This is a genomic window from Streptomyces sp. SD15, from assembly GCF_054462255.1.
Genome location: NZ_JBTLMO010000016.1, coordinates 1 through 25,792, shown reverse-complemented (window position 1 = coordinate 25,792; position 25,792 = coordinate 1). Strand labels below are relative to the sequence as shown.

The window sequence follows — 25,792 nt, the reverse complement described above, 5'->3', positions numbered from 1 at the left end:
TGTCCGGTGACACCCCCCTGTCACCTTCCCTGTCCCCCCGGCTCGCGCGCGAGACTCGGAGTAGGCACTCGGAGGAGGGCGCATGACCGACGAAAGGGCCGCATGGGCGCGGCGCATCGCGGCTGAACGGATGGCGCGCGACTGGTCGCAGCGTGACGCGGTCAGGGCCCTGCGGGCGCACGCTCCCACGGAGCTGCCCGCGGAAGACAGCATGATTCGCCAGTGGAAGCGCTGGGAGTCAGGCCAGATGCCGAACGACTTCTACCAACCGATCATCGCGGCCCTGTTCGGCACCGTGACGCATGCGCTCTTCCCGGCGCCCTCACGGCGAGACGGGGACAGGGAGATCCTGGCAGCGTCCGGAATGGAGACGCTGGAGATCGTGAGCCGTCTCAACCGGTCCGACGTCGACAACTCCACGCTCGATGCTCTGCGGATCACGGCGGACCGGCTCAGCTCGGAGTACCCGTTCATGCCGAGCGAACAGCTCCTCATCGAGGGACGGCAGTGGCTCCGTCGTGTCGTCGACCTCCACACGAAGAGCCTCACGCTCGCGCAGCACCGCGAGGTTCTCGCACTGTCCGGTTGGCTCGCGCTACTGGTCGGCTGTGTCGAGTACGACACGGGCGACCGCCACGCGGCTGAGTCGACGCGACAGGCCGCGCTCTCGCTCGCGATCGAGGCTGACCATGCAGAGGTCGCGGGGTGGGCGCACGAGATGCGGGCATGGTTCGCCCTCACGACCGGCGACTACCGCGGCGTTATCGCAGCGGCGCGGGCCGGAGCAGATGCGGCGCCGCATCACGGCGTGGCTGTGCAGCTCGCGGCCCAGGAAGCCAAGGCATGGGCGCGACTTGGGGACCGCCGGCAAGTTGAGGTCGCGCTGGACAAAGGACGGCGGATGCTCGAAGCAATGCCGTACCCGGAGAACCTGGATAACCACTTCGTGGTGGACCCCGCCAAGTTCGACTTCTACGCGATGGACTGCTACCGCCTGGTCGGTGAGGACAAGCTCGCGCGCACCCTCGCCCAAGAAGTGCTGAGGGCGGGAACGGACTTCGACGGCATCGAGCGCTCGCCGATGCGCAACGCTGAAGCCCGCGTCACGCTAGGCGTCACGGCGGCACGTGACGGCGACTTGGAGCAGGCACTCATCATGGGCGAACGCGCCCTCGAAGGCGACCGGCAGTCGGTGCCGTCGCTCATCATGACCAGCCGCGAACTCGCTGCCGAGATGAGGCGCCGGTACAGCTCCGAACCGGCGGCGCAAGATTACCTCAGTCGGCTCCAATCACTGGCGCAAGAAAAGCCTGGTTTCCTGCCACGGTAAGGTTTCTCGCTCCGAAAGAATCTAGCCCGAGGCTTTAGGCCTCGGGCTATTCCTTTTCTCGGAACAGTGGAATGATGCCCTCGCTTAGGCGTGACGGCTCAGGGCGCAAGTGGATCTTCACGCGGCTACTTGCGGGTGGAGGCCGTTGACAGACGCTTCCGGTCTCGGTGGGGGTGTGGTGTTTACTGCGGTCGGCATTAGGTGGTCGATCCGGCTTGGGCGCCTCCAGTGTGGATTGCCATGGCTACTCTGCGACTGTCGAACAAGGTCTGGAGCGATTCCTGGACGGCTTCCCGATCTAGGTACGTTTCCTGCGCCAGAAGCAGGCGAGCTCCGGCTTCAACCTCACCCCATGCCCGTCGGCTTTCCCTGTTGGCTGCGCGCCTCACGTCACTACGCAGAAAGCCGGCCCCTGCTGAGAACCCGGCGGAGACCAGGGCCAGCCATGCCGCGGGGACACGGGCATCCGCCGACGCCAGCCCAGCGGCTCCGGAGATGCCAGCGAGTACTGCAGCCGGGAAGCCAAGCACGACGTCGATGGCCGACCAAAAACGCACTCGTAGATCGGCGCCGCGTACTCGACGCTCTGCTTCTTCCAGCAACCGTTCGACCTCAACTCGCAGGCGCGTCACCTGCGCTTGCGAGTCGTCAGAATGGTGCGCGCTGCCCCCGGCCACGGCCTCAGGATCTCAGCCAAGGTGCCACGGCGGTAGGCCTTGGAACGGACGCGCCCGTCCATCCGCCGCCGCGGGCCCCGATGTCGCACCCGTTCGGCCGTTGGCCTGAGCAGGATGCGGCAGTAGCGGGACTTGCTGGGGGGCCAAACGGGGGGCCAAACGCGGCAGCCGCACCGAGACGCTCTCGGACCGTAGTGGACAGTGCCGGAGCCGAACCGGCAGGTCAGCGCCCACAAACCATGGTCATGGGCGCCCTGATCGCGTTCGGGACGAAGACGTCGTAGCAAGCCTTGCGACAGCTACGCCTTGCCCAATGTAATGACAGCGGCCGATGCGCCCGTCGATGATGGCGGCATGAGGTGGAGGAAACTGCGTCCGTGGTTCGCGCTGGTTGGACCGCTGTTGGCGGTGGTGATGCTCACTGCGGCGCCGGCAGGCGTGAAGGCCGGTGAACTGACTTGGCCCAAGTGGCTGGTGGCGGGTGTGGTAGCGGCTGGCGGCGTGCTGGTTGCTGTGTGGGCGCCACTGGTCAAGGCACGGACAGATACCTTGGCCGCGCGGACGACGCGCGCCGCAGAACGGGATGCGCAGGCCGAAGAGGCGCTCACCCGCCTGCCGACACTCAAAGGGAAAGTCCTTCTCGCTAAGGATGTCACCGACCGCGCTCTCCTCGGCATCCACGAGGCAATCCCCCTGCCAGCGAACAGCGCCTCCAAACAGGGACTCTCCGCCGAACTACCCACCTACGTCCTTCGCGACATTGACGCGGATCTACGCACTGCTCTCGAAGCCAGAAGCAAGACCGGCGGGTTCGTACTGTTGGTCGGTCCGGCCGCCGCAGGCAAGACGCGGTGCGCCTATGAAGCTATTCAAGCTGTACTCCCGCACTGGCGGCTGTTCATGCCACCCGACGCTGCCACTCTGTCCGAACTCGTGACTGGTGGTGCAGACCTTAAGCACAGCGTGGTGTGGCTCAATGAGACACAGAACTTCCTCACCGGGCCGGACCATCTCAAAGCCGCAACGGTACGGCGGATTCTGGCCGACACCGCCCGCCCCGTGATCTTGATCGGCACAATCTGGCCCACCACCTACGACCAGTTACGCACGGCTGCCACCACACAGGACGAGAACGATGGGGAAGGGCAGGATCTCAACAGAGATGCAGGAGAGGTCCTGGAGTTGGCACGCCGCTTCTCACTTGGCAGCTGGAGTGATCAGGAGTGGGGGCGCGCGGAGGAACTCTTCTCAGTGGATCCCCGCATCGGTCAGGTCTTGCGCCACCGTGAACAGACGGGACTGGCCCAGATGTTGTCGGCTGCCCCTGAGCTCATCCACCGCTGGGAACAGGCTGACAGCCCGTTCGGTCAAGCCGTCATCACCGCTGCTGTCGTCGCCCGACGCTGCAACCACCCTGCGGCCGTATCTGTCCCCGTCATCGAAGCCCTGGCCAAGGAATTTCTCACAGGGAACGAGCGTGCAACCGCTGGTGAAGGGTGGCTAGCCGAGGCACTGATATGGGCTTGCCAGCCCGTACACCACAGTGGCGGCATCGCTCCTCTTCAAGCTTTCGGAGAGACCATGGGCCGAATCGATGGCTACGAGGTCTCCGACATCCTCGTCGATCACTTGGCCCAATCCGCCCCAGTCACTCAAGAGCAGATCACACCTAGCATCTGGGAAAGCCTGGCGAAATGGGCTAACTCCCAAGCTTGTCTGCCGATCGGCACCGAAGCCTACTTCGCCGGCATGCTGGCCACTGCCGCTTCCGCGTGGGAACGTGCGGCGGAATCTGGAAGCACCGACGCCATGTTCAACCTCGGCATCCTTCTCAAGGATCGGAGCGACACCGATGGTGCCCGCACGTGGTGGGAACGTGCGGCGGAATCTGGAAGCACCGACGCCATGTTCAACCTCGGCATCCTCCTGAAAGACCAGGGCGACACCGATGGCGCCCGCACCTGGTACACCCGCGCAGCCGACGCCGGAGACACCGACGCCATGTTCAACCTCGGCATCCTCCTTCAACACCAGGGCGACACCGATGGCGCCCGCACCTGGTACAACCGCGCCATCGACGCCGGACACACCAGCGCCATGTTCAACCTCGGCAACCTCCTGAAAGACCAGGGCGACACCGAAGGTGCCCGCACCTGGTACAACCGCGCAGCCGACGCCGGAGACACCGACGCCATGTTCAACCTCGGCAGCCTCCTGAAAGACCAGGGCGACACCGATGGCGCCCGCACCTGGTGGCAACGCGCAGCCGACGCCGGACACACCGACGCCATGTTCAACCTCGGCATCCTCCTTGAACACCAGGGCGACACCGAAGGTGCCCGCACCTGGTACAACCGCGCAGCCGACACTGGACACACCGACGCCATGTTCAACCTCGGCATCCTCCTTGAACACCAGGGCGACACCGATGGCGCCCGCACCTGGTGGCAACGCGCAGCCGACGCCGGAGACACCGGCGCCGCAGCGGCATTGAGCACTCTCAGAGTCCAGGAGTGACCGACCGCGAACGCCGTACCGTGCTGGGAGAAATCGGGGAGAAGATCTTCTCCCCGTGCCTCATGGGCACCCCGACAGACCAACTCATACCAACAGCCTGACCTGTATGAACGCGCAAGACACCAAGGCTAGATCTCGCCCTGACCTTATTCGGGACGAAGAGGTCGTGGGTTCAAATCCCGCCACCCCGACAGCTAGGTAGCAGGTCAGAGGGTCCTTACCGGGTAGGTAAGGACCCTCTGGCGTTGCTGCGTGACTAGGGCTCCCGATCGCGCTTGAAGATGCCGTCCATGACGACGGCACCGGTCTGGATCACCGGTCGGATCTGCTTCCGGTACACCTCCTCGGTCACGGCCGTGCCGGAGTGGCCGACAAGCCGGGAGATCCCCTCCAGAGGAACACCTCGGTCGGAGAGCAGGGACACGAAGCTGTGGCGCAGCTCCCGAGGCGTCCACTCGTCGGCGTTGATCCCTTCGGCGTCCTTGAGGGCCTGACGGAAGGCGCGCCGGACGTTGGTCGCGTCGAGCGGCTTGCCGACGGCCGACGAGAAGACGAGCCCGTGTTCCTCCCAGCTGTCGCCAGCGGCTAGCTGTACTCGGCCAAGAGGTTGGTGACTCGCGTCGGTAGTTGATCAAGAGAAGACCTCCGGGCGTAGTGGAGATGCCTGTCTTCACCACAACCGGAGGTCTTGGTGACCCACGCTCATGCCCGGCTGACGTTTCACGGCAGATGTCTTCTGGTGCGCCGAGTCGTGCACGACCTGCGTCCGGTGGCGCACGTGGCGAAGGAGCTGGGAGTGTCGCGCCAGTGCGCGCACCGATGGGTGGCCCGTTTCCGGGCCGAGGGATGGGTCGGCCTGCACGACCGCTCCAGCCGCCCCCGCACCTGGTGGCGTGCGCGGGGAGCGTGACTGGTGGGTGCAGAAGGCGCATGATGCTGGAGCGTTGAGGAACCGGAAGGTTCCGCACATGCGTCATCGCCAGACAACGTCACGCGACTACATCAAGAAGGCAGGGCATGGAACCGGATCCCTCGATATGGGAGTTGCTGATCACGTTCCTCGTCGCGGGGATCACCGCCATTCTGACGATGTCGTTGATCGTGTTCCCAATCATCGGGGTCGGGATCTGGACTGTGTCGCGAGTGCGCCGCCGACGTAGCCGCGACCGTTAGTCCAGCACGCTGAGCACCGCGTCGGGACGATAGTGCCGGACATCCAACTAGGCACCGTGCCTCTCGCGTGCCCGGTCGACCGGGAAGCCAGGGGGAAGAGCGGTCGATCATGGATGCCTGACATAGAGAGAGCCTCCGACCGATGTTGCTGGTCAGAGGCTCTCAGCCACTGCGGTGGGTGTGGGATTTGAACCCACGGTGACTCGCGCCACGACGGTTTTCAAGATTGCTCAAGCGGGTTGACTCGACCATTGAAACTCCACCGACCTCACGTGATTTCGGTCCACGGGCCGGTGGTCTCGTCTTTTGGAATCCAGAGCAGTGGTTGCCCCGTGCGGCAGCGCTCGTCCGCTCCCTCTTCCCAAGGGAACCGCCCGGCCTTGTCCGGCCAGAACAACTGCGTGATTGGCAGTGGCGGGGTCTGGTAGAAGTCGATGCCTGCGCCGAAGAAGTCGTGGTACCAGCTGGGGTGCACGGGCCGGACGGCCACGTCGTAGCCGTTGAGGACGTCTCCCCGGCGCTGGTCGGGCTCGAGTGGGTTGCCATCCCGTATCGCTGCCCCAGCGGCGTTCGCTACGCGCATCGCGGCCTGCGACGGCAGGCCGAACACGCTTACCTCGGGGCTACGCAGTGTGTGCCAGAGACCGATGGAGTAGCCCCAATCGCCGGGGGCATCACCGCCGGCCACGCCCATGACGTGCCAGCCGAAGTCCGCGACGCTCTTGGCTGTGCGGCTGTCGCGTTCCTCCGACACGGGGCCGCCCCATTCCGTCGGGGCGCAGAGGAGGCAGAGGCAAGGGGCGTCCATCCGAGGAGAGTAGGCCTGCTCGCACACGGGGCCGTCTCCCGGGGTAGGCGTACAGCAGCGAATACCGCAACCCCAGCAGCCGCCCCCCGACCGGTAGCGTCCCTCCGGGGCCGTGGAGCGACCGGAATGACTGTCGCTGACCGATCCGGCTAGAGCTACGGATCAGAACGCTTCCGACATCTACGGCTGACATCAACGACGCCAGACGAAGGCGTACGCCAGCGTCTCTGTCCGGCCGCCACACCAGTCGCCGACGCCAGCCAAAGCAGCCTCGGATCGAACTCCTAATGCGGTGGTCTGCGAGGGGCGCTGCCGTTCGGCTGGCAGACTGGCCGCTTGCCGTGGGGACTTCGGAGGGGGGCGTGATGAGCAGGCGCACGAAAGGGTGGCTGATCGGCGGTTGGCTCGTGCTGGTTGTCGTCAGCTGGTCGTTCACGGAGTCGATCAACGATGGGATTGAGCCAACGCCGGGTCCCCGGCCGGAGCCGTCGTCATCGAGTTCTTCTTCGGGATGTTCGGCGCCGACGCCGACACCGTCGGCCGACACGGAGCGCGACGTCATCGCCTACGCCGACGAGGAGCCCGATTTCGTTGCCACAGCGGTCATCTGCAAGACGTCAGACTGACGCCGTGACCCCGATGAGACGTAGACGGCCCTTGTCCTCGCGCCAGAGGTGAGTGTCTAACTGCGTGACAACGCGGACGCACAGCGGCGGACAACCACGCACACCTGCGGACCATCGCAGCAGGTGAGCGGCAAACCGGCCCAAGGTGGAGCGTCCAGCCGAGTTGCTTCGGGACGAAGAGGTCGTGGGTTCACATCCCGCCACCCCGACAGGGAAGTACCAGGCCAGGAGCCTGATTCGCATGAGAGAGCCGGGCTTGGCCCGGCCGAGGTCTTGCAGCCAACGCGCGGGCTGAACCATGAATGGTGTCCCGCCGGCTTCCTGGCCGGCTCAAACAGCCGAGACACGCACACGTTGACGAGTCCCGGCTGTCCCCAGCTTGCTTCAGGCTGCGACGCCGCTTCCCCGTCACAGCCGCCCTCTCAGAAGCCCCGGCCGACGGGCGGCGCGGCACTTCTCCACCGACGGCCCGGGTCCGCAGGTCAGTTGGTGAAGTAGATGTACTTCCAGGAGCTGTAGGTGGTGGAGTTGACGTTGTCTCCGGAAGAGTCGTTGATGTAGGCCGACCGGACCCGGACGCGGAGGCCTGCCTCGTCGGATGCGCCGAGGTCGATGACGCTCTTGCCGTCGGCGCCCAGCTCGAAGAACTCCTCGTAACCGCGGTGCCACGCGCCCTGGTAGTAGACGTCGATGTCCAGCCGGTGGCTGCGGCCCGGGTAGTAGCTCATCGTGGTGGTGAACAGCGGGCCGGTGTTCTTTCGGTACCAGTAGTACGTCGAGGAGTTGGTGCTGACCTTGCCGGTCTTGTAGTACTTCGTCAGCGAGGTGGAGACGCTCACCTTGGCGTACGCGGTGACCTTGACCGACTTCGGGGCGGTGCGGGCGTCACCGGCGAAGACCGCGGTGACGGTGGTGTCCCGCTTCATGTCCACCACGGCGGAGACGTTTCCGCTGGAGTTGACGGTCGCCTTCTTCACCAGGACGTTGGGCTTGTCCGAGCCATAGGGGTTGGCCCAGATCTCCACCGTGCGGCTCTTGTAGGTGGTGCCCAGGTGCGCGGTGAAGGTGACGTCCTGACCGTAGGAGTACACCTTGCCGCTGTTGTTCAGGCTCAGCGTGGTGGCGGTCCGGGAGACGGCCACCGTGTCCGAGCTGGAGGCCGGGGCACGGGTCGCGTCGCCCGCGTAGGAGACGGTGTACTTCACGTCGCCGCCGGCAGGCGGGGTGTCGGTGAAGGAGAAGGTGCCGTCCGCCTTGGTCTTCACCGAGGCCAGCGCCTTGCCGGAGGGCGACTCCAGGTCGGTGCGCTTGACGGTCAGCACCGTGCCGGCCAGCAGCGCGTCTGCATTGGCGACCTTGCCGGTGACGGTCAGCGACTTGGCACGGGTGGCCGTGGCGGGCGCGCTCACCGTCACCGTGGTGACGCTGCGGGAGACGGCCACGGTCCGCGAGGCAGACGCCGGAGCATGCCCGGCGTCACCCGCGTAGGAGACGGTGTACTTCGCATCGCCCTCAACCGACGGGGTGTCGGTGAAGGAGAACGATCCGTCCTCGCCGGTCGTCACCGGGGCCAGCGCCTTGCCCGACGGCGACTCCGCATCGGTACGGGTGACCGTCAGCGACGTCCCGGCCGGCAGCGCATCGCCACCGCTGACCTTCCCGGTGACGGTCAGCGACTTACCGGGAACAACCGAGGAAGGCGCGCTCACCGTCACCGTGGTGGCGGCCTTGGTCGGCGCGTTCAGCGTGTTGAGGCGGTACGCGCTGCCACTGCCGGTGACCGCGAAGAGGTGGTTGCCGTCCGGCTCCCAGGCCAGGCCGTCCGGAACCAGGGTGCCGGTGCCGGTGTCGGCGAATTCGTACTTCCGGACCGGCTGGGTGGTACCGGGCTTGAAGATGTAGACGTCCGGCTCGTACGAGCCGTCGATGCCCGCGGCGACGGTGCCGTCCGCGGCGATGTCGACGGCGTTCGGGTAGGCGTCGGTCGGGTAGCTGCCGACTTCCTTCAGGTCGGTGGTGGACAGCACCTGGTGCTTGTAGGGCCAGCCGCTGGCCGTGACGACCTGGTTGCCGTCGGGGGTCACCTCGAGGTCGCGCAGGTTACTGCCGGCCTGGCCCTGGGCGATAAGCCTGGGCGCGCCGGCTCCGGAGACGTCATAGGTCGCCACGGCGGCGGGGCTGATGCCCGGCTCGGCGGCGGCCAGCACACCGGGCGCGGCCGGGTTGGACTCCAGCAGGGGCGCGTAGTACCAGCGGCTGCCGCTGTCCTGGGCCACGGCGAGGACAGGATCCGGGCCCGAGAGGTCGAGGGAGCCGATGTCCCCGTGCGTCGTCGTGCCGTAGCCGAACCACAGCTTCCCGCCGACACGGGCGAGGGTCCTCGGGGCGTCGGCAGTACCGGTCGAGTAGCGCGCGGACTCGGTGAGGCCGGCCGTGTCGATCGCCGCGATCTCGTCGCTGCCCGCGACGGCCACGTACAGCGTCTGCGAGTCGGCCGAGAGTTCCAGGCCGTCGGCCTCCGGGAGCGAGCCGAGCGTCCCGACGACGTTGCCGCTGTAGTCGGTGGCGACGACCTTGCCGCCAGCCCGGTCGCTGACGAAGACGCGCTGGTGCACGCTGTCCACGACGATGTCGGCGACGGAGGCGACGGGCAGGACGGCGTTGCCGTCGGCGTGGGCGGCCGTGGCCCCGAGGCCCGTCAGCGCCACGGAACTGAAGAGGACGGCGAGTGCCGTCGCGGTGGAGATTCTGCGGTTGCGCAAGGTGGTTCAAACCCCATGAGCCGTGGGAGGCCGCGCGTCACCGGAGGTTGGAAGGCACCGGGCGCGGCATGTTCCGGATGCCTATGACACGGGTGTGACAACGGAGCCGTCGGAATGGTTGTGCGCGGGAAGAAGAGATTCCGGGGCCTCTCCCACGGCGATGTCCACAAAGCCATCCCCCTGCACGAAGCCACCCTCACCCAGTACGAGCAGGTCCTCGGCGACACCCACCCCGACACCCTCACCAGCCGCAACGACCTCGCCCACGCCATCTAAAACTCGAAGCTGTGCAGCATGGAAGTACAGCAACCTCAGTGACCATCGCTGAACCTCAAGAGCCGACCACGGCTAGTTGAACAGCCCGAAAGACCTCAATGACCACCGAGCCGAGAGTTCGGGACGAAGAGGTCGTGGGTTCACATCCCGCCACCCCGACAGTGAAACACCAGGTCAGACCACGGTCCCACCCGGGTAACCCTCTACATAGCCCCTCTCCGAGCATGCACTGATCGATGTCCGACGAGGCACCACTACCATCGCCGGTCATGGACTGGCTGGAGCGCACCGCGAAGCTGAGGCAGTGGAGCAGAAGCGGGACCCGTGCTCCGCACAAGCCGCTGCTGTTGCTGTACGCCCTCGGCCGGTTTCAGTGGGATGCCGCCGGCGAACTGCGGTACAGCGCGGTGGAGGAGGATCTGCAGCGTCTGCTGACCGAGTACGGTCCGCCCAACAGGACGACGCCCGCCTACCCGTTCCACCATCTGGTGAGCGACGGAGTGTGGGAGGTGCGCACCGATCGCGGACCGGGCAGTCCCGGCAGTGGCGTGCGGGAGTTGCGGGACGTCGGAGCCGCAGGGCGGCTGGCGCCGGAACTGCGTGCGGCGCTGCGGCGCGAGCCGTCACTGCTCGGCCGGATGGCACGGGTCCTGCTCGACCTGCACTTCCCGCCTTCGCTCCACGGCGACCTGTGCGAAGCCGTCGGCCTGGAGCTGGAGCCGACGGAGACCGGACAGCTCTCAGCCGTGCGGAGGCGGCGGGATCCGCGGATGCGGGAGCAGGTCCTGACGGCCTACAAGTACCGGTGCGCCTTCTGCGGCTACGACGGCAGGATCGGCGCGGTGCCGGTCGGACTCGAGGCGGCGCACGTGCGCTGGTGGGCGTTCGACGGCCCCGACGACGTCGAAAACGGACTGTGCCTGTGCTCGCTGCACCACAAGCTCTTCGACAAGGGCGTCCTCGGCATCGGTGACGGTCTCCGCATCCTGGTCTCGCAGCGCTTCGTCGGCCACAGCCCCGCCGCCCGCGAGCACGTCATAGCGCTCGCCGGCCGCCCGCTCATCGGGCCTCAACCGGGCGCCCACCCCGTCGCGGCGGTCCACCGCTCCTGGCACACCAGCCAGGTCTTTCACGGCAGTCCACGCCCCGCCACGGCCGCCTGATCGCCGCATCGTCGGTCACGTGGCTCACTGGTAAGGAGTGCGATACCACGAGTATGGTCTCCTGTATGGCGACGAAGAAAGTAACCGTGACGATTCCCGAGGATCTCCTGGACGAGATCCGCGCGGACGCGGCAGAGCGGGGCCTGTCGGCGTACGTCGCCGAGGCGCTGCGCTTCAAGCGCGACCGGGACCGGCTCCGGGAACTGGCCGACTGGCTGCAGGAAGAACACGGCCCCGTCACTGAGGACGAGCATGCGGCAGCGCTCGACGAGCTGGAGGAACTCGACGCCGAACACGAGCGGCGTCGAACCACCGGAAAGCACAACACCGGAGAGGCTGCGTGAAGAAGCAAGCCGGTGAGCACCGACAGCGGCCGCTCCGTGTCTTCGTGCTGGACTGTGAAGCCCTGTCTCTGGCCGTGCGTGGCGACCGGAAGATGATCGCCTGGATCGACCTCGCGGCACGAGGGGAGGCCGAAGTCCTGACGTCCCCGATGACCCTGGTCGAGGCGTACGACGGCAGAACGACCGAACAGCGCTGGGACTGGGTACTGTCCCGGCTCCAGGTCGTCGACATCGGGAAGGACGAGGCCCGCCAGGCACGCCGGCTCCTGGCCGACGCCAAGTTGCACGGCCACAAGTACGCGATCGACGCGGTGCTCGCCGTCATCGCACGACAGCAGAAGGGACAGATCACCGTCTTCACCTCGGACGTCGACGACCTCGAGAAGCTGCTCCCGGACACGATCGTCGTCAAGAAGGTGTGACCCGGCTCGCGCCCCTCAAGTCAGGCATATCCGCAGGAGATCGCCGAACCGGTGCTGCGCGCGCGGACGTTTGCGGCGCCGTTCAAGCGCGAACGCATGCCGTGTGTCCGGGCCTGCGGCCGCCGTTCGGATCACCCGAGGCGGCCCTTCAGGTGATTGCCGGACGCCTCATGAGCCAGGCAGCCGTCGCAGGGGTACGACGTCTCAGCGGAGGACGAACCCAGAACGCCGTGAGGAGCTTGGCGATGTACGCAGCAGTCCGGCGGTACGAAGGGGTGACCGGTTCAGCCGAGGCGGCACGTCTCGTGAACGAGGGGTTCGTGTCGCTCATGCGCCAGGTCTCCGGCTTCGTGGCCTACTACTGGATCGATGCCGGGGACGGAGTGATGGTCTCGACCAGCGTCTTCCAGGACCAGGCCGGTGCCGAGGAATCGATCTCGAGGGCTGCGGACTTCGTACGGGACAACCTTGCGTCACTGCTCCCCAACCCTCCCCAGGTCATCGCCGGCGAGGTGGTGGCTTCCGCATGACAGCATTCGGACCAGCCACATGAGATGGCCTCCAAAGCTGTACCGCCTGCAGTGCCCACATGGTCGCCCTTCAGAGCAGTTCTTCGATCCAAGATTTTGGCGATACCCATAGTTATCGCAACTCACAGTGTGTTCAGACCTGCTGAAACAACGGTCGACACCTCCGCCCAGACCGTCTTGCCCACGGGGTGACGAGGCGTCGAGCCCCAGCGCACGGCCAGGACATCCACCAGGAGCAGGCCTCGACCCGACTCGCCGTCGGGGTACGACGAGGGCGGAGCGACAGGCGGCCGTTTCGCGGTGGCGGCGTCGGCGACCTCGATCCGCACCAGGCCCGCCACCTCGTCGAGGCCGAGCCTGAGACGGAAGTCGCGGCCCGGGACGTGGCCGTGCTGGACGGCGTTCGCGGCGAGTTCACCCACGACGAGGGCGACCGCGCACGACGCGTCCGACTCCGGCGGGTATCCCCACTCCTCCATGCGCCACACGGCGCCGCGTCGGGCGAGCCTCGCACCTCGGGGCGACGAGGCGAACTGCGCTGTGAGCACCGGGTGTTCAGTGGCAACGCCGTCGAGCGCGACGGGTTCCACCACAGGGGCTTGGGTGCTCCTTCGGGGTTCTTCGCCCGAGGTCGTCGTTCCTGTCAGCACAGCGTGTCCGTCCTTGCCTGTCGCGTCCTGGGACGTCCCGCCGTGTACGCGAGCCGTCACGTTCCGTACTCAAGAGTCGTCGGGCGGCCCTACGCTCGGAAGGTGACACAGCCTTACTTTTCAGTCCGTAAGGAACGGAAGTGACGCCTTGGCCAACGGAATTGATCCCAGTACGTCGATGGCCGCGCTGTTCGGTTCGCGGGTGCGCAGACTCCGTACGGCGGCCGGGCTGACCCAGGCCGAACTCGGCGACAGGACACACGTGGTGAGCACCCGGATCACGCAGATCGAGCGGGCCTCCGGGGCGAAACCCACGCTGGCACTGGCACGGGCGCTCGACGCTGCCCTGGGCGCGGACAATTTGTTGGTCGAGCTGTGGCCGTATGTGTATCGGGAGGCGTTCCCGGACTGGTCGCGGGCGTTCATGGCGTATTCGGAGCGGGCGGTGTCCATCGGAGAGTACGCAGCGCATGTGGTGCCCGGTCTGCTCCAGACCGAGGAGTACGCGCGGGCCGTCCTGAGCGTCGGCCTCACCCTCAGCAGTGAGGCGCAGTTGGAGGAGAGGCTCACTGTGCGCATGGGACGTCAGGAGCGGCTCGGCTCTGCTGATCGACCTGCGCTGTGGGTCGTCCTCGACGAGGCGGTACTGAGGCGTCCGGTCGGTGGTCATGCAGTGATGCGTGGGCAGTTGGAGCGCCTGATCGAGGCCGCGGCGGAGCCTCATATCGACGTGCAGGTACTGCCGTTCGACCAAGGCGAGCACGACGCGATGGGAGGCTCGCTGACGATTCTCGCGCTGCCTGACGGCTCGGAAGTCGCCTACACGGAAGGCGCGCACTACGGCCAACTCATCGAGGATCCAGCCGAAGTCAGGAGGTTTTCCTTGACCTACGATCGGCTACGGGCGGCAGCCCTGCCCCCGCTCATGTCGCTCGACATGATCCGATCCGTGATGGAGGGCAACCACCGTGGAGCGAAGGTCCCGTCCCGATCTGAACGGCGCCGTGTGGCGCAAGAGCAGCTACAGCAATCAGGAGGGCGGCAACTGCGTGGAGGTGGCGGACGGGTTCCCCGGCCTCGTGCCCGTCCGTGACAACAAGGTCCCGCACGGTCCCGCGCTGTCCTTCGAAGTCGGCTCCTGGGCAGCGTTCATAGGCGAGTTGAAGGCCGGTCAGCACCGCGTCTGAGCCGGCCAGGTCCCGGTCACGGCCCGCCTCCCGGGTCCACCGGATCCTTGCCCGCGAGGGCTCGGCGGGCCACTGACCTCCCAAAGAACCGGGGGAAAGAACTCCCCGCCCACCCACCCTCCCGGCCCACGTCACCCGTCCGAGTGACCGGCTTGCAGGAGCGGGATACGGACGGTTACGTTCGCCGCGACAACCGCAAACAGATACGGCCCCCGGCCGGGATTGCCGTCCCGATCGAGGGCCTGACCGATCAGGAAGAGAACGACTTCCCGATGGCTGACCCGCAGTCTAACGCGCGCCTGCGCGCCGACGCCGGAGCTCCGACCTCCGGCGTGATCCACGTACGCACCCGCCTCACGGCCGACTTCACCGTCATCTCCAACGCCCTCGCGCAGCGGCGCGGCAGCGCGGTCACAATCGGCGTCGCGGTGTACATCCTCTCCCTCCCCGACGGCTCCCCCGTGAGCATCGCCGCCCTGTGCGAGCACTTCACCGAGGGCGAGATCCTGATCTCGCGGGCGCTCAGAGAACTCGAAGAAGCCGGATACCTGGAACGCCGCCGCGAGCGACTGTCCACCGGGCAGATCCGTACCCGGACGTACTTCTACGACATCCCCGGCGGTGATCCCGATCCGGACGGGCCTCCCGAGCCGCCGAAGCCGCGTCGGCCCCGAAAGCAGCGCGCCGCTGCGGGGGCCACGCCCACACCCGCGACCGTGGAGGAAACCGGGCCCGCACCCGCACGGGACGAGGCGAAGGCCCCGGTCCCCCTCGCCGAAGCCAACCCTCAGGCCGTCGCCGTACTCGCCGCCCTGCGTCGGGTAGATCCGCGGCTGATCCTCTCCGAGCAGGAGGCCGCCCGCCTGGCACCGACCGTCGCCCAGTGGCTCGCGGCGGGTGTGGGAGCGTCCCAAATCACCGCGTCGCTCACCACAGGGCTCCCTGACCACTTCCTTACTCGTCCCGCAGCCATCCTCGCCTTCCGCCTACGAGAGACGCCCCTGCCCGCTCCACCCCCGTCGGCGCACCCCGTGGAACGTCCGGCGGCTGTCCTGCCCTTCCAGACCTGCGACGGCTGCGAGCGGGCCTTCCGCGCCTCCGCCCCCGGACACTGCCGCGACTGCCGATCGAGGGACTGTCTCCGTGCGGCCGGCTGAGCTGGTGGGTGGGTGTGCGGTGGGACCTCGGGTGGGAGGCTGGATATGCGACGATGCGAAACCCGGTATCAAGAGGAGGTGGGGCATGGTCGACAGGTTCAAGGACGGACTCCTGACGCCCACGGAGACCGCCTCCTACCTTGAGATTCCGCAGTCGACCCTCACCTCGTGGCTGAAGGGCAGGGCCGCCGGAGCGCCTCTGGTCCACCAGGTGGAGCCGGTACGGAAGGGACAGCCTTCGGTGCCTTTCATCGCGGTCGCCGAGGCGCACGTCCTTCGTTCCCTGCGCTCCCTGGGGCTCCGCATGAGCGAGATCAGGGAGGCGGCCGCCGCCGTACGGGACGCCTTCGACACCCCCTACGGGCTCGTGTCCCAGCGGATCGCGACGGACGGCGTGGACATCTTCATCGAGCACGGTTGGGGGGATCTCCGCAGGGCCCGCGACGGCCAGGTCCCCATCAAGGAGGTGGTCTCCGACTATCTCCGCTACCTCACCTGGGAGCCTGGCGACGACTTCCCCTCCAGCCTGCGGTTGAGGCAGTACCCGGACTCTGTCCCCGTCGTGATCGATCCGAGGTTCGGTCACGGTCTCCCCGTGGTGGCCGCCAACCGGGTCTCGGTCAAGGCCATCACCGACCTGTGGGAGGCCGGGGAGTCCGTCGAGGACATCGCGTACGACTACGACATGACACCTGAGCAGGTGGATGCCCTCTGCCAAGCAGTGGTGCATCTTGCCGCCTGAGTTCTTCCTCGACCGGAATCTCGGCCGCCGTGTCGCCGAGGGGCTGAGAGCCTGCGGGTGGACTGTTCACCGTGCGCGAGGCGGTGTTGTTCTACCTCGACAACCAGCAGCTGCGCAGCATGGAGATGGTCGAACGCCTCGTCGCGCGCCGTGACGCGATCCGCCGGGCCGTCGAGAAGGGCGGTCCGGCGGCCTACGCCGTGCGGCACGACCGCGTCGAGCGCACGTGGCCCTGACGGGCCGGTCGCCCTTGGCCATCTCGGGCGGTCCATCGCCAGTCGTGCCGCGGTCGAACAGGCCCTTCTGCGTGCGTAGTCCTCTGACCGCTCCCCCCGCGTGGAGCGGTCAGAGGCGGCCGCCGCGCTGGTGGCTCGCGGTGAAGTGGGACGGGGGCGTGCCGAAGGCGCGGGTGAAGGCGGCGGTGAACGCTGCGGGAGAGGCGTAGCCGATACGGCCGCCGACCTCGCTGACCGACGCGGTGCGCAGCAGCGGGACGGCCGCGAGCAGGCGGGCGCGGGCCCGCCAGACGGCGGGACTGTCACCGGTCTCGGAGCGGAAACGCCGGGTGAAGGCCCTCTCGCTCATGGCCGTGCTTGCGGCCCATGCCGCGTTGGTGACGCCGGTGTCCGGAGCGGCCAGGTACGCGCGGCAGAGCCTCGCCAGGTCGGCGGAGGCGGGAATCCCCACGTGGAACGGGAGCGGGGCGCGCTCGGCGATCTCGTGCAGGAGGAGCGCGGCGATGCTTCCCTCGCGCCCGGACAGACTGTAGTCGGCGTCGAACTCGACAGCCGCCAGCAGCAGTTCGCGCAGCAGCGGGGGAACGTCCACGACCGTGCAGGTGGCGGGCCACCAGGGGACGGCGTGCGGCTCGATGTACAGGCTGCGGGTACTCACCCCCAGCATGCGGACCCGGTGCCGGGTAGCGGGCGGGATCAGTACGGCACGTTCGGGCGGAACGGTCCAGGTGCCCTCGGCGGTGTCGACGACCATGACGCCGGTGGCGCCGTGGAGGAACTGCGCGCGCCGGTGTTCGTGCCAGTCCAGTACGAGGCCGGGCGGGTAGTCGGTGCCGATGGGCAGGACGGCCCGGTCGACATGGTCGACGTCGGCCAGCGGGACGTTCTTCACCCGTCCACCCTAGTGGCCGAGACGCGAAGGAACTGTGCCGACCATCGCATGCCGGAAGGCCGCCGGGGCTGGTGGGGTGGGGCCCATGGACGTCGTGATGTTGATCGGGGTCGGGCTCCTCACCGGGGTGACGACCGTGTTGTTCGGTTTCGGTGGCGGGTTCGTCGCGGTACCGGTCGTGGTGTGGGCCGACGCAGCACTCGGCGCGGACGCGATGCGGGTGGCGACGGCCACCTCGGCCCTGGTGATGGTGGTGAACGCGGGGTTCGCGACGGCTGTCACACCGCGGCGGGTGCTCCTCGCGCTCCGCGGCAGCGGCAGGCTGCTCCTCCTGCTGGCGGCCGGTGCCTCGGCCGGTGCGCTCGCCACGCGCCTGGCCCCGGCCGATCCGGCCCGCTGGGCATTCGTCGTGTATGTCGCTCTCACCATCGCCGACCTACTGCTGCGCCCCGGCTTCCTGCGCCCGCACACCCGGGCCGGGGCGACTTCCGATACTCCGCGTCCGCTGCCGACCGTCCTCGGCGCACCGATCGGTGCGGTCGCTGCCTTCCTCGGCGTGGGCGGCAGTGTCATGACCGTCCCCGCGATGCGGCGGGCGGGGCACACGATGCATGTGGCGACCGCGCTGGCCAACCCCCTCACCCTCGCCATCGCGCTCCCGGCCACCGCGGTGTCCCTGGGCGTGGCAGCGGTCCCCGCCGCCGCGGACGCACAGGTGCACCTGGTGGGCCTCATCGACCTCCGTGCCGCCTCGGCGCTGCTCCTCGGAGCTCTGCCGGTCATCGCGGTGCTGCGGCGGCGCCCGCTGCGGATCCCCGACCGCCCCTACGCGTGGGCGTACATCGGGCTGCTTGCCGCGGTGGCGGTCGCGATGCTGCTCTCGGCCTAGGACCTGTCCCAGCGGGTACGGCGCCCGGTGTCCGGCCGCACCCGCTGGGCCTTGCCCGTGCCGTGAGGCGCCTACCGAACGCCCGCACCCCGCAGATCGCGCTCGCCGCCTGTGACCCACACAACATCAACACAGGGATGGGTTTACAGCGCCCTCGCGGGAATGGTGGGGTGGCCCAGATGTCACACAGTCACTTCACACCCACATCATTGCTAAGACGCATATTCGTCGATGCAGGTTCACTTGGCGATGCACGGGATGGTGCGTGGTGAGCATGACCACAGCGACGGCACCCGCGGCGCGGACCGCGCCCGGGCGGACACAGTCGCGTGACGCCTTCTTCGACAACGCCAAGTACCTCGCGATCGTGCTGGTGGCGATCGGGCACGCATGGGAGCCGCTGCGCCACAGCAGCCGAACCGTCACCGCGCTCTACGTGGTCGTCTACGCGTTCCACATGCCGGCGTTCATCGTCATCTCCGGCTATTTCTCCCGCAACTTCGACGCGAGCCCGGAGCGGATCAAGCGTCTGATCACCGGCGTCGCCGTCCCGTACGTCGTGTTCGAGACGGCGTACACCGTCTTCACGAGGTGGACCGACCACGTTCCGGACCGCCCCTTCAGCCTGCTGGAGCCCCTGTACCTGACATGGTTCCTGGCGGCCCTGTTCATCTGGCGGCTGACCACGCCCATCTGGAACACCGTGCGATGGCCGCTGCCGGTCGCGCTCGCCATCGCGATGCTGGCGACCCTCTCGCCGCAGATCGGCGACGACCTCGATCTGCAGCGTGTCCTGCAGTTCCTGCCTTACTTCGTGCTCGGCCTGTGCCTGCGGCCGGAGCACTTCCGGCTGGTGCGCCGCCGCGCGGCGCGCATCCTGGCCGTGCCGGTGTTCGCCTGCGCGCTCGTCGTGGCGTACTGGGCGGTCCCGCGGATGAACTCCGCCTGGTTCATGCACCGCGCCGCCGCCGAGGAACTCGGCGCCCCCGGCTGGTACGGGCCCCTGATGACCCTGGTCCTGTTCGGCTGCTCGCTGGTCCTGGTCGCCTGCTTCCTCGCCTGGGTGCCGGGGCGCCGGATGTGGTTCACCGTGCTGGGGGCGGGCACGCTGTACGGCTATCTGCTGCACGGCTTCGTCGTCCAGAGCAAGAGTGTCTGGGGCTGGTACGAGCACGACTGGATCCATCAGCCCGTCGGCGAGATCGTCGTCACCCTCGTCGCCGCGGCCGTCGTGACCGTGCTGTGCACCCCGCCCGTCCAGCGGCTCTTCCGCTTCGCCATGGAACCGAAGATGCCCTGGGCCTTCAAGAACACCCGGACCCCCGTACGACGATCTTGAGGCGAGGCACGGTGGGAAGAGGCCGCCCGGCCACCCGGAGCCGGGGGCCGTTCTCCTGACTGCCACCTCTCAGGAAATTTTCCTGGGCCTTTCCGTCCTGTAGGGCTTCCCCTAGGGCCTTTCCCTTCCCTAGGGCTTTTCCTAGGCCTTTTCCTGGGTCCTGGTTCCTGCGCGCATCCTTTTACGGAGAACCCAGCAGCGCCTTGACAGCGGTGATGACCGGCGTTCCCGCTTCCCCGATGATTGTCGCGATTCCGGCGATCTTCTGGAGCAGCTTGTTGAATCGTTCGCCGGAGGGATTCGAGGCGATCTCTTCGACAGCTGCATCCACCTCCGCCCGATCGCTCTCATCAAGGTGCTGCCTCAGCGCCTGAACTTCCCTGAGAAGGTTGTCGAGCGCCGGTTCCCCTGGCCCCGAGGCATCGACACGTTTCCCTCCGGCCACGATGTCTCCGGAGCCGACATGCTCAGCCTTGCCGATGCTCCCAGCCCCGTACTGCTGGATGTGGTCGCCGCTCATGAGGCCGCGATGTTGCCGGAGCCGCTGTGCTGAGCCTTGCCGATGCTCCCCGCGCCGTACTGCTGGATGAGGTCCCCTTGCACGGCGTGCTGCACGTTATAGGTCACCTGCGCGATGTCCGGGTGGCCGATCGCCTTGGTGATCTCGTAGACGAGGTGCTGGATTTCGGCGCTGTCCGTGGACCACACGGCATCACGCTGGGTGCCGGAGGTATTGAGGACCAAACCGTACAACGGTGGTTTGCTGATGGCCGTCATGAGCCGCCAGACCAGCAGCGCCTCCACACCGAGCAAGAGGATCACCCCGATGGTTCCGGCGGCGGCTGCCAAACTTCCGCCGAATACCAGGCAGATGAGCGTGCGCAGGATGAACTTCCGCCAGGCTGCGCCTTTGTCGACCTCCAGCGTGCGCTGTCCCACATGGGAGATGTTGCGCAGGGGATAGGCTTCGCCTTCCACCCACAACACACCTTCATTCACCCGTACCTGAACTGTTGCGTGACTGGGCGCCACAGTCTGCCTCCTCTGTTTGGGGTGGGGGGCGACAGAATGGACGTTAAGCCGCGCGGTGTTGGCCCTACGGGCTTTGACAGCCCTTCACCCAGATGGGTGAAACCTGGATCCATCACCTGACAACCGACCTGTTATCAGGCCAATGTCGCCGTCCCTCCGCGGAAGTGGTCGCGACCGGTCCGGGCAGGTGGAACCACGCGTCCCTGTGCGGCACTCTTCTCCCTTGTGGGGACCCTTCCGTATCAGAGCTCGTCGACCGACGACTCCGCGCACATGGTGGTGGCCGGGGACGACGCCCTGGCACACCGGCTGGCCGCCGAACTGCGCGGGGTGTACGGCGAGCAGGTGACCCTTGTTGTGCCGCCTGCCCAGCGAAGCGTGCGGCCGCCGGTCGTGGGACGCGCCCGGGGCTCGAATCTGTTCGACCGGGTGTCCGCGGCGGTGAACCGGGCCGCCGGGAACGGTGAGGGGACGCCCGGCCGGACAGCCGAACCACCCGGCTCCGAGCGGGTGTTGGAGGCCGCCGAACTCAGCGAGGTCGTGCTCGCCGAGGCAGGCGTCGAACGGGCCGCCGCCCTCGCGCTCGTTTATGACGACGACGAGACCAACATCCGGGCCGCGCTCACCGCACGCCGCCTCAATCCGCGACTGCGGCTCGTCATCCGGCTCTACAACCGGCGCCTCGGTCAGCACATCGAGGAACTCCTCGATCAAGCCTCGGCGTTGGCCACGGTGGATGTCGACAGCGGTGGGGATGGCGAGGGGACGGCTGGGGGAAGGCAGGGGGCCGGCGCAGGCGATGCGTCCACCACCGTTCTGTCCGACGCCGACACCGCCGCGCCCGCACTGGCCGCCACCGCCGTCACCGGCACCAGCAAGGTCGTCCAGACGGACGGGTTGATGCTCAGGGCGGTGGAGCGGCCGCCGCCGGGGCCGGGGCAGGTCGCCGACCCCGGGCTGTGCACGTTGGCGCTGCTGTCCGCCACGACCAACGACCCCGCCGGGGCCGACGGTTCCGAGAGCAGCGGACCTCAGGGACCTCGGCTGCTGCCCGACGAACGGGCGGTGGCGGCGGCCACCGGGCGCGGGACCGTCGTCCTGGAGACGGTGTCGTACACCGGCCCCGCGCTGTCCGCCCGGCGCAGTGTCATGCCCTTCGCCTCGCTGCTGTCCCGGCGGCTGCGTTGGTCGTTCGCCGGGCTGGTGGGGTGTGTGGTCGGGCTGGCGGTCGCGTCCGTGGTGGTCAACGGAGAGCATCCGCTGCACGCCACATATCTGACGCTGCTCGACCTCTTCGCGATCAACGATCCCGCCATCGGGAAGCCGGTCGGGCAGCAGGTTCTTCAGCTCTTCTCCGGGCTTGTCGGATTGTTGTTGCTGCCCGTGCTGCTCGCCGCCGTGCTGGAGGCACTGGGTACGTTCCGGAGCGGGTCCGCGTTGCGCAAGCCGCCACGGGGACTGTCCGGGCATGTCGTGCTGCTCGGGGTCGGCAAGATCGGTACGCGGGTGCTGGCGCGCCTGCGTGAGCTGCACATTCCCGTGGTGTGCGTCGAGGCCGACCCGGAGGCGCGGGGGCTGGCGCTGGCTCGGCGGTTGCGGGTGCCGGTGGTGTTGGGGGATGTGACGCAGGAAGGGGTGCTGGAGGCCGCGAAGATTCATCGGGCGCATGCGCTGCTGGCGTTGACCAGTGCGGATACGACGAATCTGGAGGCCGCGTTGTACGCCCGTACCGTGCGGCCCGATCTACGGGTTGTGCTTCGGCTGTACGACGACGACTTCGCGACCGCCGTGTACCGGACCCTGCGGGCCGCGCATCCGCAGGCGCTCACGCGGAGTCGCAGCGTGTCGCATCTGGCTGCGCCCGCCTTTGCCGGGGCCATGATGGGGCGGCAGATCCTCGGGGCGATTCCGGTCGAGCGGCGGGTGCTGTTGTTCGCCGCCATCGATGTGGGCGGGCATGCGCAGTTGGAGGGGCGGACTGTGGGTGAGGCGTTTCGTGCGGGGGCGTGGCGGGTGCTTGCGCTGGACACGGCGGATCCGGGTGAGCGGCGGGGTGGCGGGGTGGCGTCTGCGGCGTCCGCGGCGGGGGGTGCCGGGGGTGGGCGGGGGCGCTCTGGGCTGGTTTGGGATCTTCCTTCCACGTATGTGCTTCGTGCGGGGGATCGGGTGGTGTTGGCTGCTACCCGGCGGGGGCTGGCGGAGTTGTTGGGGCGGCGGCCTCGGGCTCGGGCGTAGGCCCTCCGGGGGCGCGGTTGAGCGGGCGCGGTCCGTTGTTGCGGGGGGCGGTTTTCCTCGCCCCCGCCGCCCCTACCCGTCCCATCCGTTCCTGGGGGCTCCGCCCCCAGACCCCGCCAGGGGCGCTGCGCCCCCTGGACCCCCGCTATCGCCCGAAGGGCTCGTCCTCAAACGCCGGACGGGCTGGATACCCCGGCCGGAGCTGAAAGGTTGCCGCCAGGGCTGGGTGAGTAGCGCCTGGGTAGATGGGCGGCTGGCCCCCGGGCTCGATGGGTAGCCGGGCCCCAGGGCTAGTACTCCAGCAGGATTTCGCTGTCTGACCTGGTCTTTCGCCGGGTGGCGGGAGTGTAGCGGGACTTCGATGGTGCGGGGGCGGTCTCACGGAGACCGCCCCTCGATCGTGCGACAACGCCGCAGGTAGTGACAGCGGCGGGGCAGCCTCCGAGTGTGATCACCGAGCATGCCGCCGCGCAGTGGGACCTTGAACTGGACGATCTCTTCCTGACCATCGGGCACCGCTTCGGCCGGGTCGAGCTCCGCCGCCGCATGCGTGACTACGTACGCGGGCTGCTCGCCCCGGTGGCCCGCAAGAACACCTGACAACTGGCTGAACAGGCCGGCCACCCCACGCCCGACGGCCTGCAGCACCTCCTCGCCGGATCGAAGTGGGAGCCCGATGACATCCGCGACGACCTGCAGGCATACGTCGCCGACAAGCTCGGCGAGACGGGCGGAGTCCTCATCGTCGACGACACCGGGTTCATCAAGAAGGGCACCACGTCTATTGACGCCTTGTGCGGTACATGCCAGCATTCCGACGCACGTGACTTGAATCACAGACGACTCGAACATTCACGGGGGGGGATCACCTTGAGAAAAGCCATCCCAGTCTTGGGCGTCGCCAGTGCCACGATCGCCGGCATGCTGACTTTCGCGACGCCCGCAGCGGCCCATCAAGCCAGTGCCTATGTCTACACGTGGGGCGGTTTTGTGACGGCCGCGCAGGTCACGGTCTACGACGGCCACCAGCATGGGCATGTCTGCGACAAAGATGACGACGGTATGGGCGTCTACGGGCGCTTCAAGGTCACCGGCGGCGCCATCTACGACGTTGCCGATTCCGATGGCGAGGGGGGCATCTGCCCCGGGTTCACCGCGCCGAGCGGTAAGTACATCATCGAGTTCGAAGCAGTCTTGCGGAGCGATCCACCGCGCGGTTCCGGCTGGAAGAAGCCCTGAAGACGAGACTTCACGAGGGAGACCACGTTGAGAAGAACCACCTCATTCCTTACCGTCGCCGCTGCCTCGGCAGCCTGCGTGCTCGCCGTTACGACGCCCGCGGCGGCCCACTACGGCTCCGGCTTCGTCAAGGCCGCGGACGGAACGCTGCTCGGGTCGATCTGGTCGTCGTACGACCACAAGACGGGGGTGGTATGCGACGAGAAAGCGGACGGTGTGGGGGTCTACGGCCGCTTCAAGGTCACCGGCGGCAAGATCTACGACGTTGCCGACGATGATGGGGCCGGCGGCAACTGTTATGAGTTCAAAGCGCCGACCGGCACTGTACTCACTCAGATCGAAGTTGTCTGGCGGGGCGGGCGTACTTCCGGCTGGCAAAGCGCCTGACGGCTACTCCAGCAGGATTTCGCTGTCTGACCTGGTCCTTCGCCGGGTGGCGGGAGTGTAGCGGGACTTCGATGGTGCGGGGGCGGTCTCACGGAGACCGCCCCTCGATCGTGCGACAACGCCGCAGGTAGTGACAGCGGCTGGCGACTGCTTGGCGTCGGCGACGCCAGTTCGACCAGCTCAGCGCGTGGTGTAGTCCTCGGTGTCCGCTCAGGTGCGGGGGCCGGGCACGACAAGCTGCCAGGAGTCGCCGAACTTCCGCCACTGTGAGCCCGATGGCCCCGGGTGTCTCACCGGTTCCGCCCCCCTTTCCCAGGGCTGGTGTGCCGTGGCGGCCAGGAAAGCGTGCGCGAGCATGGCCAGAGTGATGTGCCGATACCAGCCCGTGTAGCGGCGGACTTCGTACTGGTCCAGGCCGCACTCGTTCTTCGCGGCCTGGAAGCACTCCTCGATCGCCCAGCGCGCCCCGGCGACCCGCACCAGCTCCTGGACGGTGACCTGAAGAGGTGCGTAGGCGAGGTAGTAGGCGATCTCGTCGGACTTGCTGATGCTGCGACGGGCCAGCGCCCACCGCATCCGGTGAGGGACCTCGCCTTGATAGTCGAACTCGGCGACGGCCGGCAGCCGCACCGCTGCCCAGTGGTAGACGAGGGGCCCCTTCGCGCCATCGCCGCATGAGATCTTCTCCCACGCTTCGTCCGGGGCCTGCGCGAACAGGCCCTCGATCCGTGAACAGCCCCCGCTGAACTGGGACTTGGGAACGGCCAGCACGTAGCCGACACCCGACTGTTCCAGCAGTCGGCGGAACCGGTTGTCCTGACCGTAGGCGGAATCCGCGGTGACCCAGGTAACGGGCAGCGGCGAGGCGAGAGCCCGCAGCACCATGTGCCGGGCCAGTTCGCCCTTGGTGGCGAACTCCCGCTCGTCGGGGACATTTGCGGTGCGGCAGCGTTCTCGGTCCTCGGTCCAGGACTTCGGGAGGTAGAGCTCACGGTCGACCAGGGCCCGGCCGCGGGCGGAGGTATAGGCGGCGAAGACGCCGATCTGGCAGTTCTCGGTCCGGCCGGCGGTTCCGGAGTACTGGCGCTGAACCCCGGCTGAGGTGGTGCCCTTCTTGATGAACCCGGTGTCGTCGACGATGAGGACTCCGCCCGTCTCGCCGAGCTTGTCGGCGACGTA

Annotated in this window: 25 protein-coding genes and 3 pseudogenes; 20 read left to right on the top strand and 8 right to left on the bottom strand. The window is 67.7% G+C overall.

Translation table 11 applies throughout. The features are described from left to right. The first annotated feature begins 82 nt into the window (after positions 1-82). On the top strand, positions 83-1,330 hold the full coding sequence (locus ACX28W_RS17755) for an XRE family transcriptional regulator (protein WP_458999940.1): 1,248 nt from the start codon (positions 83-85) through the stop codon (positions 1,328-1,330). Positions 1,331-2,325: 995 nt separating this feature from the next. Continuing rightward, positions 2,326-4,524: a tetratricopeptide repeat protein gene (locus tag ACX28W_RS17750; RefSeq protein ID WP_458999939.1), complete on the top strand. Its 2,199-nt coding sequence runs from the start codon at positions 2,326-2,328 to the stop codon at positions 4,522-4,524. Between the two features lie 256 nt (positions 4,525-4,780). Here ACX28W_RS17750 and ACX28W_RS17745 read toward each other — a convergent pair. Then, positions 4,781-5,116, bottom strand: a pseudogene (locus tag ACX28W_RS17745) (tyrosine-type recombinase/integrase); the annotation flags it as partial. A 99-nt stretch (positions 5,117-5,215) separates the two neighbouring features. Here ACX28W_RS17745 and ACX28W_RS17740 point away from each other — a divergent pair. Further along, positions 5,216-5,410, top strand: a pseudogene (locus ACX28W_RS17740) (leucine zipper domain-containing protein); the annotation flags it as partial. A gap of 555 nt (positions 5,411-5,965) precedes the next feature. On the opposite strand, the gene ACX28W_RS17735 reads toward ACX28W_RS17740, so the two are convergent. Then, positions 5,966-6,505, bottom strand: a complete 540-nt coding sequence (locus tag ACX28W_RS17735; protein ID WP_458999938.1) for a DUF4262 domain-containing protein — start codon at positions 6,503-6,505, stop codon at positions 5,966-5,968. Between the two features lie 365 nt (positions 6,506-6,870). Between ACX28W_RS17735 and ACX28W_RS17730 the strand changes: the two genes are divergently transcribed. Next, complete coding sequence (locus tag ACX28W_RS17730; RefSeq protein WP_458999937.1) at positions 6,871-7,131, top strand: hypothetical protein; 261 nt, start codon at positions 6,871-6,873, stop codon at positions 7,129-7,131. Between the two features lie 482 nt (positions 7,132-7,613). On the opposite strand, the gene ACX28W_RS17725 is transcribed toward ACX28W_RS17730, so the two are convergent. Further along, positions 7,614-9,893, bottom strand: coding sequence for a beta-propeller fold lactonase family protein (locus tag ACX28W_RS17725; protein ID WP_458999936.1), 2,280 nt, complete (start codon positions 9,891-9,893; stop codon positions 7,614-7,616). A 114-nt stretch (positions 9,894-10,007) separates the two neighbouring features. Here ACX28W_RS17725 and ACX28W_RS17720 point away from each other — a divergent pair, with 114 nt between their 5' ends. From ACX28W_RS17720 to ACX28W_RS17700, 5 genes are all read left to right on the top strand, one after another. Further along, the gene (locus tag ACX28W_RS17720; RefSeq protein WP_458999935.1) at positions 10,008-10,169 is read left to right on the top strand and encodes a tetratricopeptide repeat protein; all 162 of its coding nucleotides are present in this window, start codon (positions 10,008-10,010) and stop codon (positions 10,167-10,169) included. 269 nt (positions 10,170-10,438) lie between these two features. Next, positions 10,439-11,332 carry a phosphorothioated DNA-binding restriction endonuclease gene (locus tag ACX28W_RS17715; protein ID WP_458999934.1) on the top strand — a complete coding sequence of 298 codons (894 nt, stop codon included), beginning with the start codon at positions 10,439-10,441 and terminating at the stop codon, positions 11,330-11,332. Positions 11,333-11,397: 65 nt separating this feature from the next. Beyond that, positions 11,398-11,676, top strand: a complete 279-nt coding sequence (locus ACX28W_RS17710) for a ribbon-helix-helix domain-containing protein (protein ID WP_458999933.1) — start codon at positions 11,398-11,400, stop codon at positions 11,674-11,676. Continuing rightward, the gene (locus ACX28W_RS17705; protein ID WP_458999932.1) at positions 11,673-12,098 is read left to right on the top strand and encodes a PIN domain-containing protein; all 426 of its coding nucleotides are present in this window, start codon (positions 11,673-11,675) and stop codon (positions 12,096-12,098) included. Before ACX28W_RS17710 ends, ACX28W_RS17705 begins: the two co-directional genes overlap by 4 nt. 245 nt (positions 12,099-12,343) lie before the next feature. Further along, entirely contained in the window at positions 12,344-12,628 is a 285-nt protein-coding gene (locus ACX28W_RS17700) for a hypothetical protein (RefSeq protein WP_458999931.1), read from the top strand. Between the two features lie 122 nt (positions 12,629-12,750). Here ACX28W_RS17700 and ACX28W_RS17695 read toward each other — a convergent pair whose 3' ends face one another. Then, positions 12,751-13,221 (bottom strand): ATP-binding protein, encoded by a 471-nt coding sequence (locus tag ACX28W_RS17695; RefSeq protein ID WP_458999930.1) that lies wholly within the window; start codon positions 13,219-13,221, stop codon positions 12,751-12,753. 235 nt (positions 13,222-13,456) lie between these two features. Here ACX28W_RS17695 and ACX28W_RS17690 point away from each other — a divergent pair, with 235 nt between their 5' ends. The 5 genes from ACX28W_RS17690 to ACX28W_RS17670 all read left to right on the top strand — a co-directional run bounded on the left by ACX28W_RS17690 (position 13,457) and on the right by ACX28W_RS17670 (position 16,600). Beyond that, positions 13,457-14,371, top strand: a complete 915-nt coding sequence (locus tag ACX28W_RS17690) for a helix-turn-helix domain-containing protein (protein WP_459000059.1) — start codon at positions 13,457-13,459, stop codon at positions 14,369-14,371. Beyond that, entirely contained in the window at positions 14,283-14,465 is a 183-nt protein-coding gene (locus ACX28W_RS17685) for a DUF397 domain-containing protein (protein WP_458999929.1), read from the top strand. The genes ACX28W_RS17690 and ACX28W_RS17685 overlap by 89 nt, the downstream gene beginning before the upstream one ends. A gap of 272 nt (positions 14,466-14,737) precedes the next feature. Further along, positions 14,738-15,622, top strand: a complete 885-nt coding sequence (locus ACX28W_RS17680) for a hypothetical protein (RefSeq protein WP_458999928.1) — start codon at positions 14,738-14,740, stop codon at positions 15,620-15,622. Between the two features lie 85 nt (positions 15,623-15,707). After that, positions 15,708-16,364, top strand: a complete 657-nt coding sequence (locus tag ACX28W_RS17675) for a DUF433 domain-containing protein (protein WP_458999927.1) — start codon at positions 15,708-15,710, stop codon at positions 16,362-16,364. A 71-nt stretch (positions 16,365-16,435) separates the two neighbouring features. Next, positions 16,436-16,600: a hypothetical protein gene (locus tag ACX28W_RS17670; RefSeq protein WP_458999926.1), complete on the top strand. Its 165-nt coding sequence runs from the start codon at positions 16,436-16,438 to the stop codon at positions 16,598-16,600. A gap of 109 nt (positions 16,601-16,709) precedes the next feature. Here ACX28W_RS17670 and ACX28W_RS17665 read toward each other — a convergent pair whose 3' ends face one another. Next, entirely contained in the window at positions 16,710-17,492 is a 783-nt protein-coding gene (locus ACX28W_RS17665) for an AraC family transcriptional regulator (protein WP_458999925.1), read from the bottom strand. Positions 17,493-17,577: 85 nt separating this feature from the next. On the opposite strand from ACX28W_RS17665, the gene ACX28W_RS17660 reads away from it, so the two are divergent. Beyond that, positions 17,578-18,381 carry a sulfite exporter TauE/SafE family protein gene (locus ACX28W_RS17660; RefSeq protein ID WP_458999924.1) on the top strand — a complete coding sequence of 268 codons (804 nt, stop codon included), beginning with the start codon at positions 17,578-17,580 and terminating at the stop codon, positions 18,379-18,381. 274 nt (positions 18,382-18,655) lie between these two features. After that, complete coding sequence (locus ACX28W_RS17655; RefSeq protein WP_458999923.1) at positions 18,656-19,720, top strand: acyltransferase family protein; 1,065 nt, start codon at positions 18,656-18,658, stop codon at positions 19,718-19,720. A gap of 181 nt (positions 19,721-19,901) precedes the next feature. On the opposite strand, the gene ACX28W_RS17650 is transcribed toward ACX28W_RS17655, so the two are convergent. Further along, positions 19,902-20,240: a hypothetical protein gene (locus ACX28W_RS17650; RefSeq protein WP_458999922.1), complete on the bottom strand. Its 339-nt coding sequence runs from the start codon at positions 20,238-20,240 to the stop codon at positions 19,902-19,904. Further along, positions 20,237-20,719 carry a DUF6232 family protein gene (locus tag ACX28W_RS17645; protein WP_459000058.1) on the bottom strand — a complete coding sequence of 161 codons (483 nt, stop codon included), beginning with the start codon at positions 20,717-20,719 and terminating at the stop codon, positions 20,237-20,239. Before ACX28W_RS17645 ends, ACX28W_RS17650 begins: the two co-directional genes overlap by 4 nt. A gap of 306 nt (positions 20,720-21,025) precedes the next feature. On the opposite strand from ACX28W_RS17645, the gene ACX28W_RS17640 reads away from it, so the two are divergent. The 4 genes and pseudogenes from ACX28W_RS17640 (at position 21,026) to ACX28W_RS17625 (ending at position 24,613) form a co-directional block, all read left to right on the top strand. Further along, positions 21,026-22,987, top strand: coding sequence for an NAD-binding protein (locus ACX28W_RS17640; RefSeq protein WP_459000057.1), 1,962 nt, complete (start codon positions 21,026-21,028; stop codon positions 22,985-22,987). Between the two features lie 447 nt (positions 22,988-23,434). Next, positions 23,435-23,776, top strand: a pseudogene (locus ACX28W_RS17635) (transposase); the annotation flags it as partial. A gap of 132 nt (positions 23,777-23,908) precedes the next feature. Then, positions 23,909-24,226 (top strand): hypothetical protein, encoded by a 318-nt coding sequence (locus ACX28W_RS17630; protein WP_459000070.1) that lies wholly within the window; start codon positions 23,909-23,911, stop codon positions 24,224-24,226. A 27-nt stretch (positions 24,227-24,253) separates the two neighbouring features. Further along, on the top strand, positions 24,254-24,613 hold the full coding sequence (locus ACX28W_RS17625; RefSeq protein WP_326608295.1) for a hypothetical protein: 360 nt from the start codon (positions 24,254-24,256) through the stop codon (positions 24,611-24,613). 210 nt (positions 24,614-24,823) lie between these two features. On the opposite strand, the gene ACX28W_RS17620 is transcribed toward ACX28W_RS17625, so the two are convergent. Then, positions 24,824-25,792 (bottom strand): IS701 family transposase (locus ACX28W_RS17620; protein WP_458999920.1); only part of this gene is annotated, 969 nt, incomplete at its 5' end.

Excerpts from the sequence above, each read along its gene's own strand:
- ACX28W_RS17690 (WP_459000059.1), top strand. The coding sequence starts at position 13,457 with ATGGCCGCGCTGTTCGGTTCGCGGGTGCGCAGACTCCGTACGGCGGCC.
- ACX28W_RS17675 (WP_458999927.1), top strand. The coding sequence starts at position 15,708 with ATGGTCGACAGGTTCAAGGACGGACTCCTGACGCCCACGGAGACCGCC.
- ACX28W_RS17710 (WP_458999933.1), top strand. The coding sequence starts at position 11,398 with ATGGCGACGAAGAAAGTAACCGTGACGATTCCCGAGGATCTCCTGGAC.
- ACX28W_RS17715 (WP_458999934.1), top strand. The coding sequence starts at position 10,439 with ATGGACTGGCTGGAGCGCACCGCGAAGCTGAGGCAGTGGAGCAGAAGC.
- ACX28W_RS17655 (WP_458999923.1), top strand. The coding sequence starts at position 18,656 with ATGACCACAGCGACGGCACCCGCGGCGCGGACCGCGCCCGGGCGGACA.
- ACX28W_RS17750 (WP_458999939.1), top strand. The coding sequence starts at position 2,326 with ATGACAGCGGCCGATGCGCCCGTCGATGATGGCGGCATGAGGTGGAGG.
- ACX28W_RS17730 (WP_458999937.1), top strand. The coding sequence starts at position 6,871 with ATGAGCAGGCGCACGAAAGGGTGGCTGATCGGCGGTTGGCTCGTGCTG.
- ACX28W_RS17735 (WP_458999938.1), bottom strand. The coding sequence starts at position 6,505 with ATGGACGCCCCTTGCCTCTGCCTCCTCTGCGCCCCGACGGAATGGGGC.
- ACX28W_RS17630 (WP_459000070.1), top strand. The coding sequence starts at position 23,909 with ATGCTGACTTTCGCGACGCCCGCAGCGGCCCATCAAGCCAGTGCCTAT.
- ACX28W_RS17660 (WP_458999924.1), top strand. The coding sequence starts at position 17,578 with ATGGACGTCGTGATGTTGATCGGGGTCGGGCTCCTCACCGGGGTGACG.
- ACX28W_RS17650 (WP_458999922.1), bottom strand. The coding sequence starts at position 20,240 with ATGAGCGGCGACCACATCCAGCAGTACGGGGCTGGGAGCATCGGCAAG.
- ACX28W_RS17700 (WP_458999931.1), top strand. The coding sequence starts at position 12,344 with ATGTACGCAGCAGTCCGGCGGTACGAAGGGGTGACCGGTTCAGCCGAG.
- ACX28W_RS17680 (WP_458999928.1), top strand. The coding sequence starts at position 14,738 with ATGGCTGACCCGCAGTCTAACGCGCGCCTGCGCGCCGACGCCGGAGCT.
- ACX28W_RS17755 (WP_458999940.1), top strand. The coding sequence starts at position 83 with ATGACCGACGAAAGGGCCGCATGGGCGCGGCGCATCGCGGCTGAACGG.
- ACX28W_RS17720 (WP_458999935.1), top strand. The coding sequence starts at position 10,008 with ATGGTTGTGCGCGGGAAGAAGAGATTCCGGGGCCTCTCCCACGGCGAT.
- ACX28W_RS17640 (WP_459000057.1), top strand. The coding sequence starts at position 21,026 with ATGGTGGTGGCCGGGGACGACGCCCTGGCACACCGGCTGGCCGCCGAA.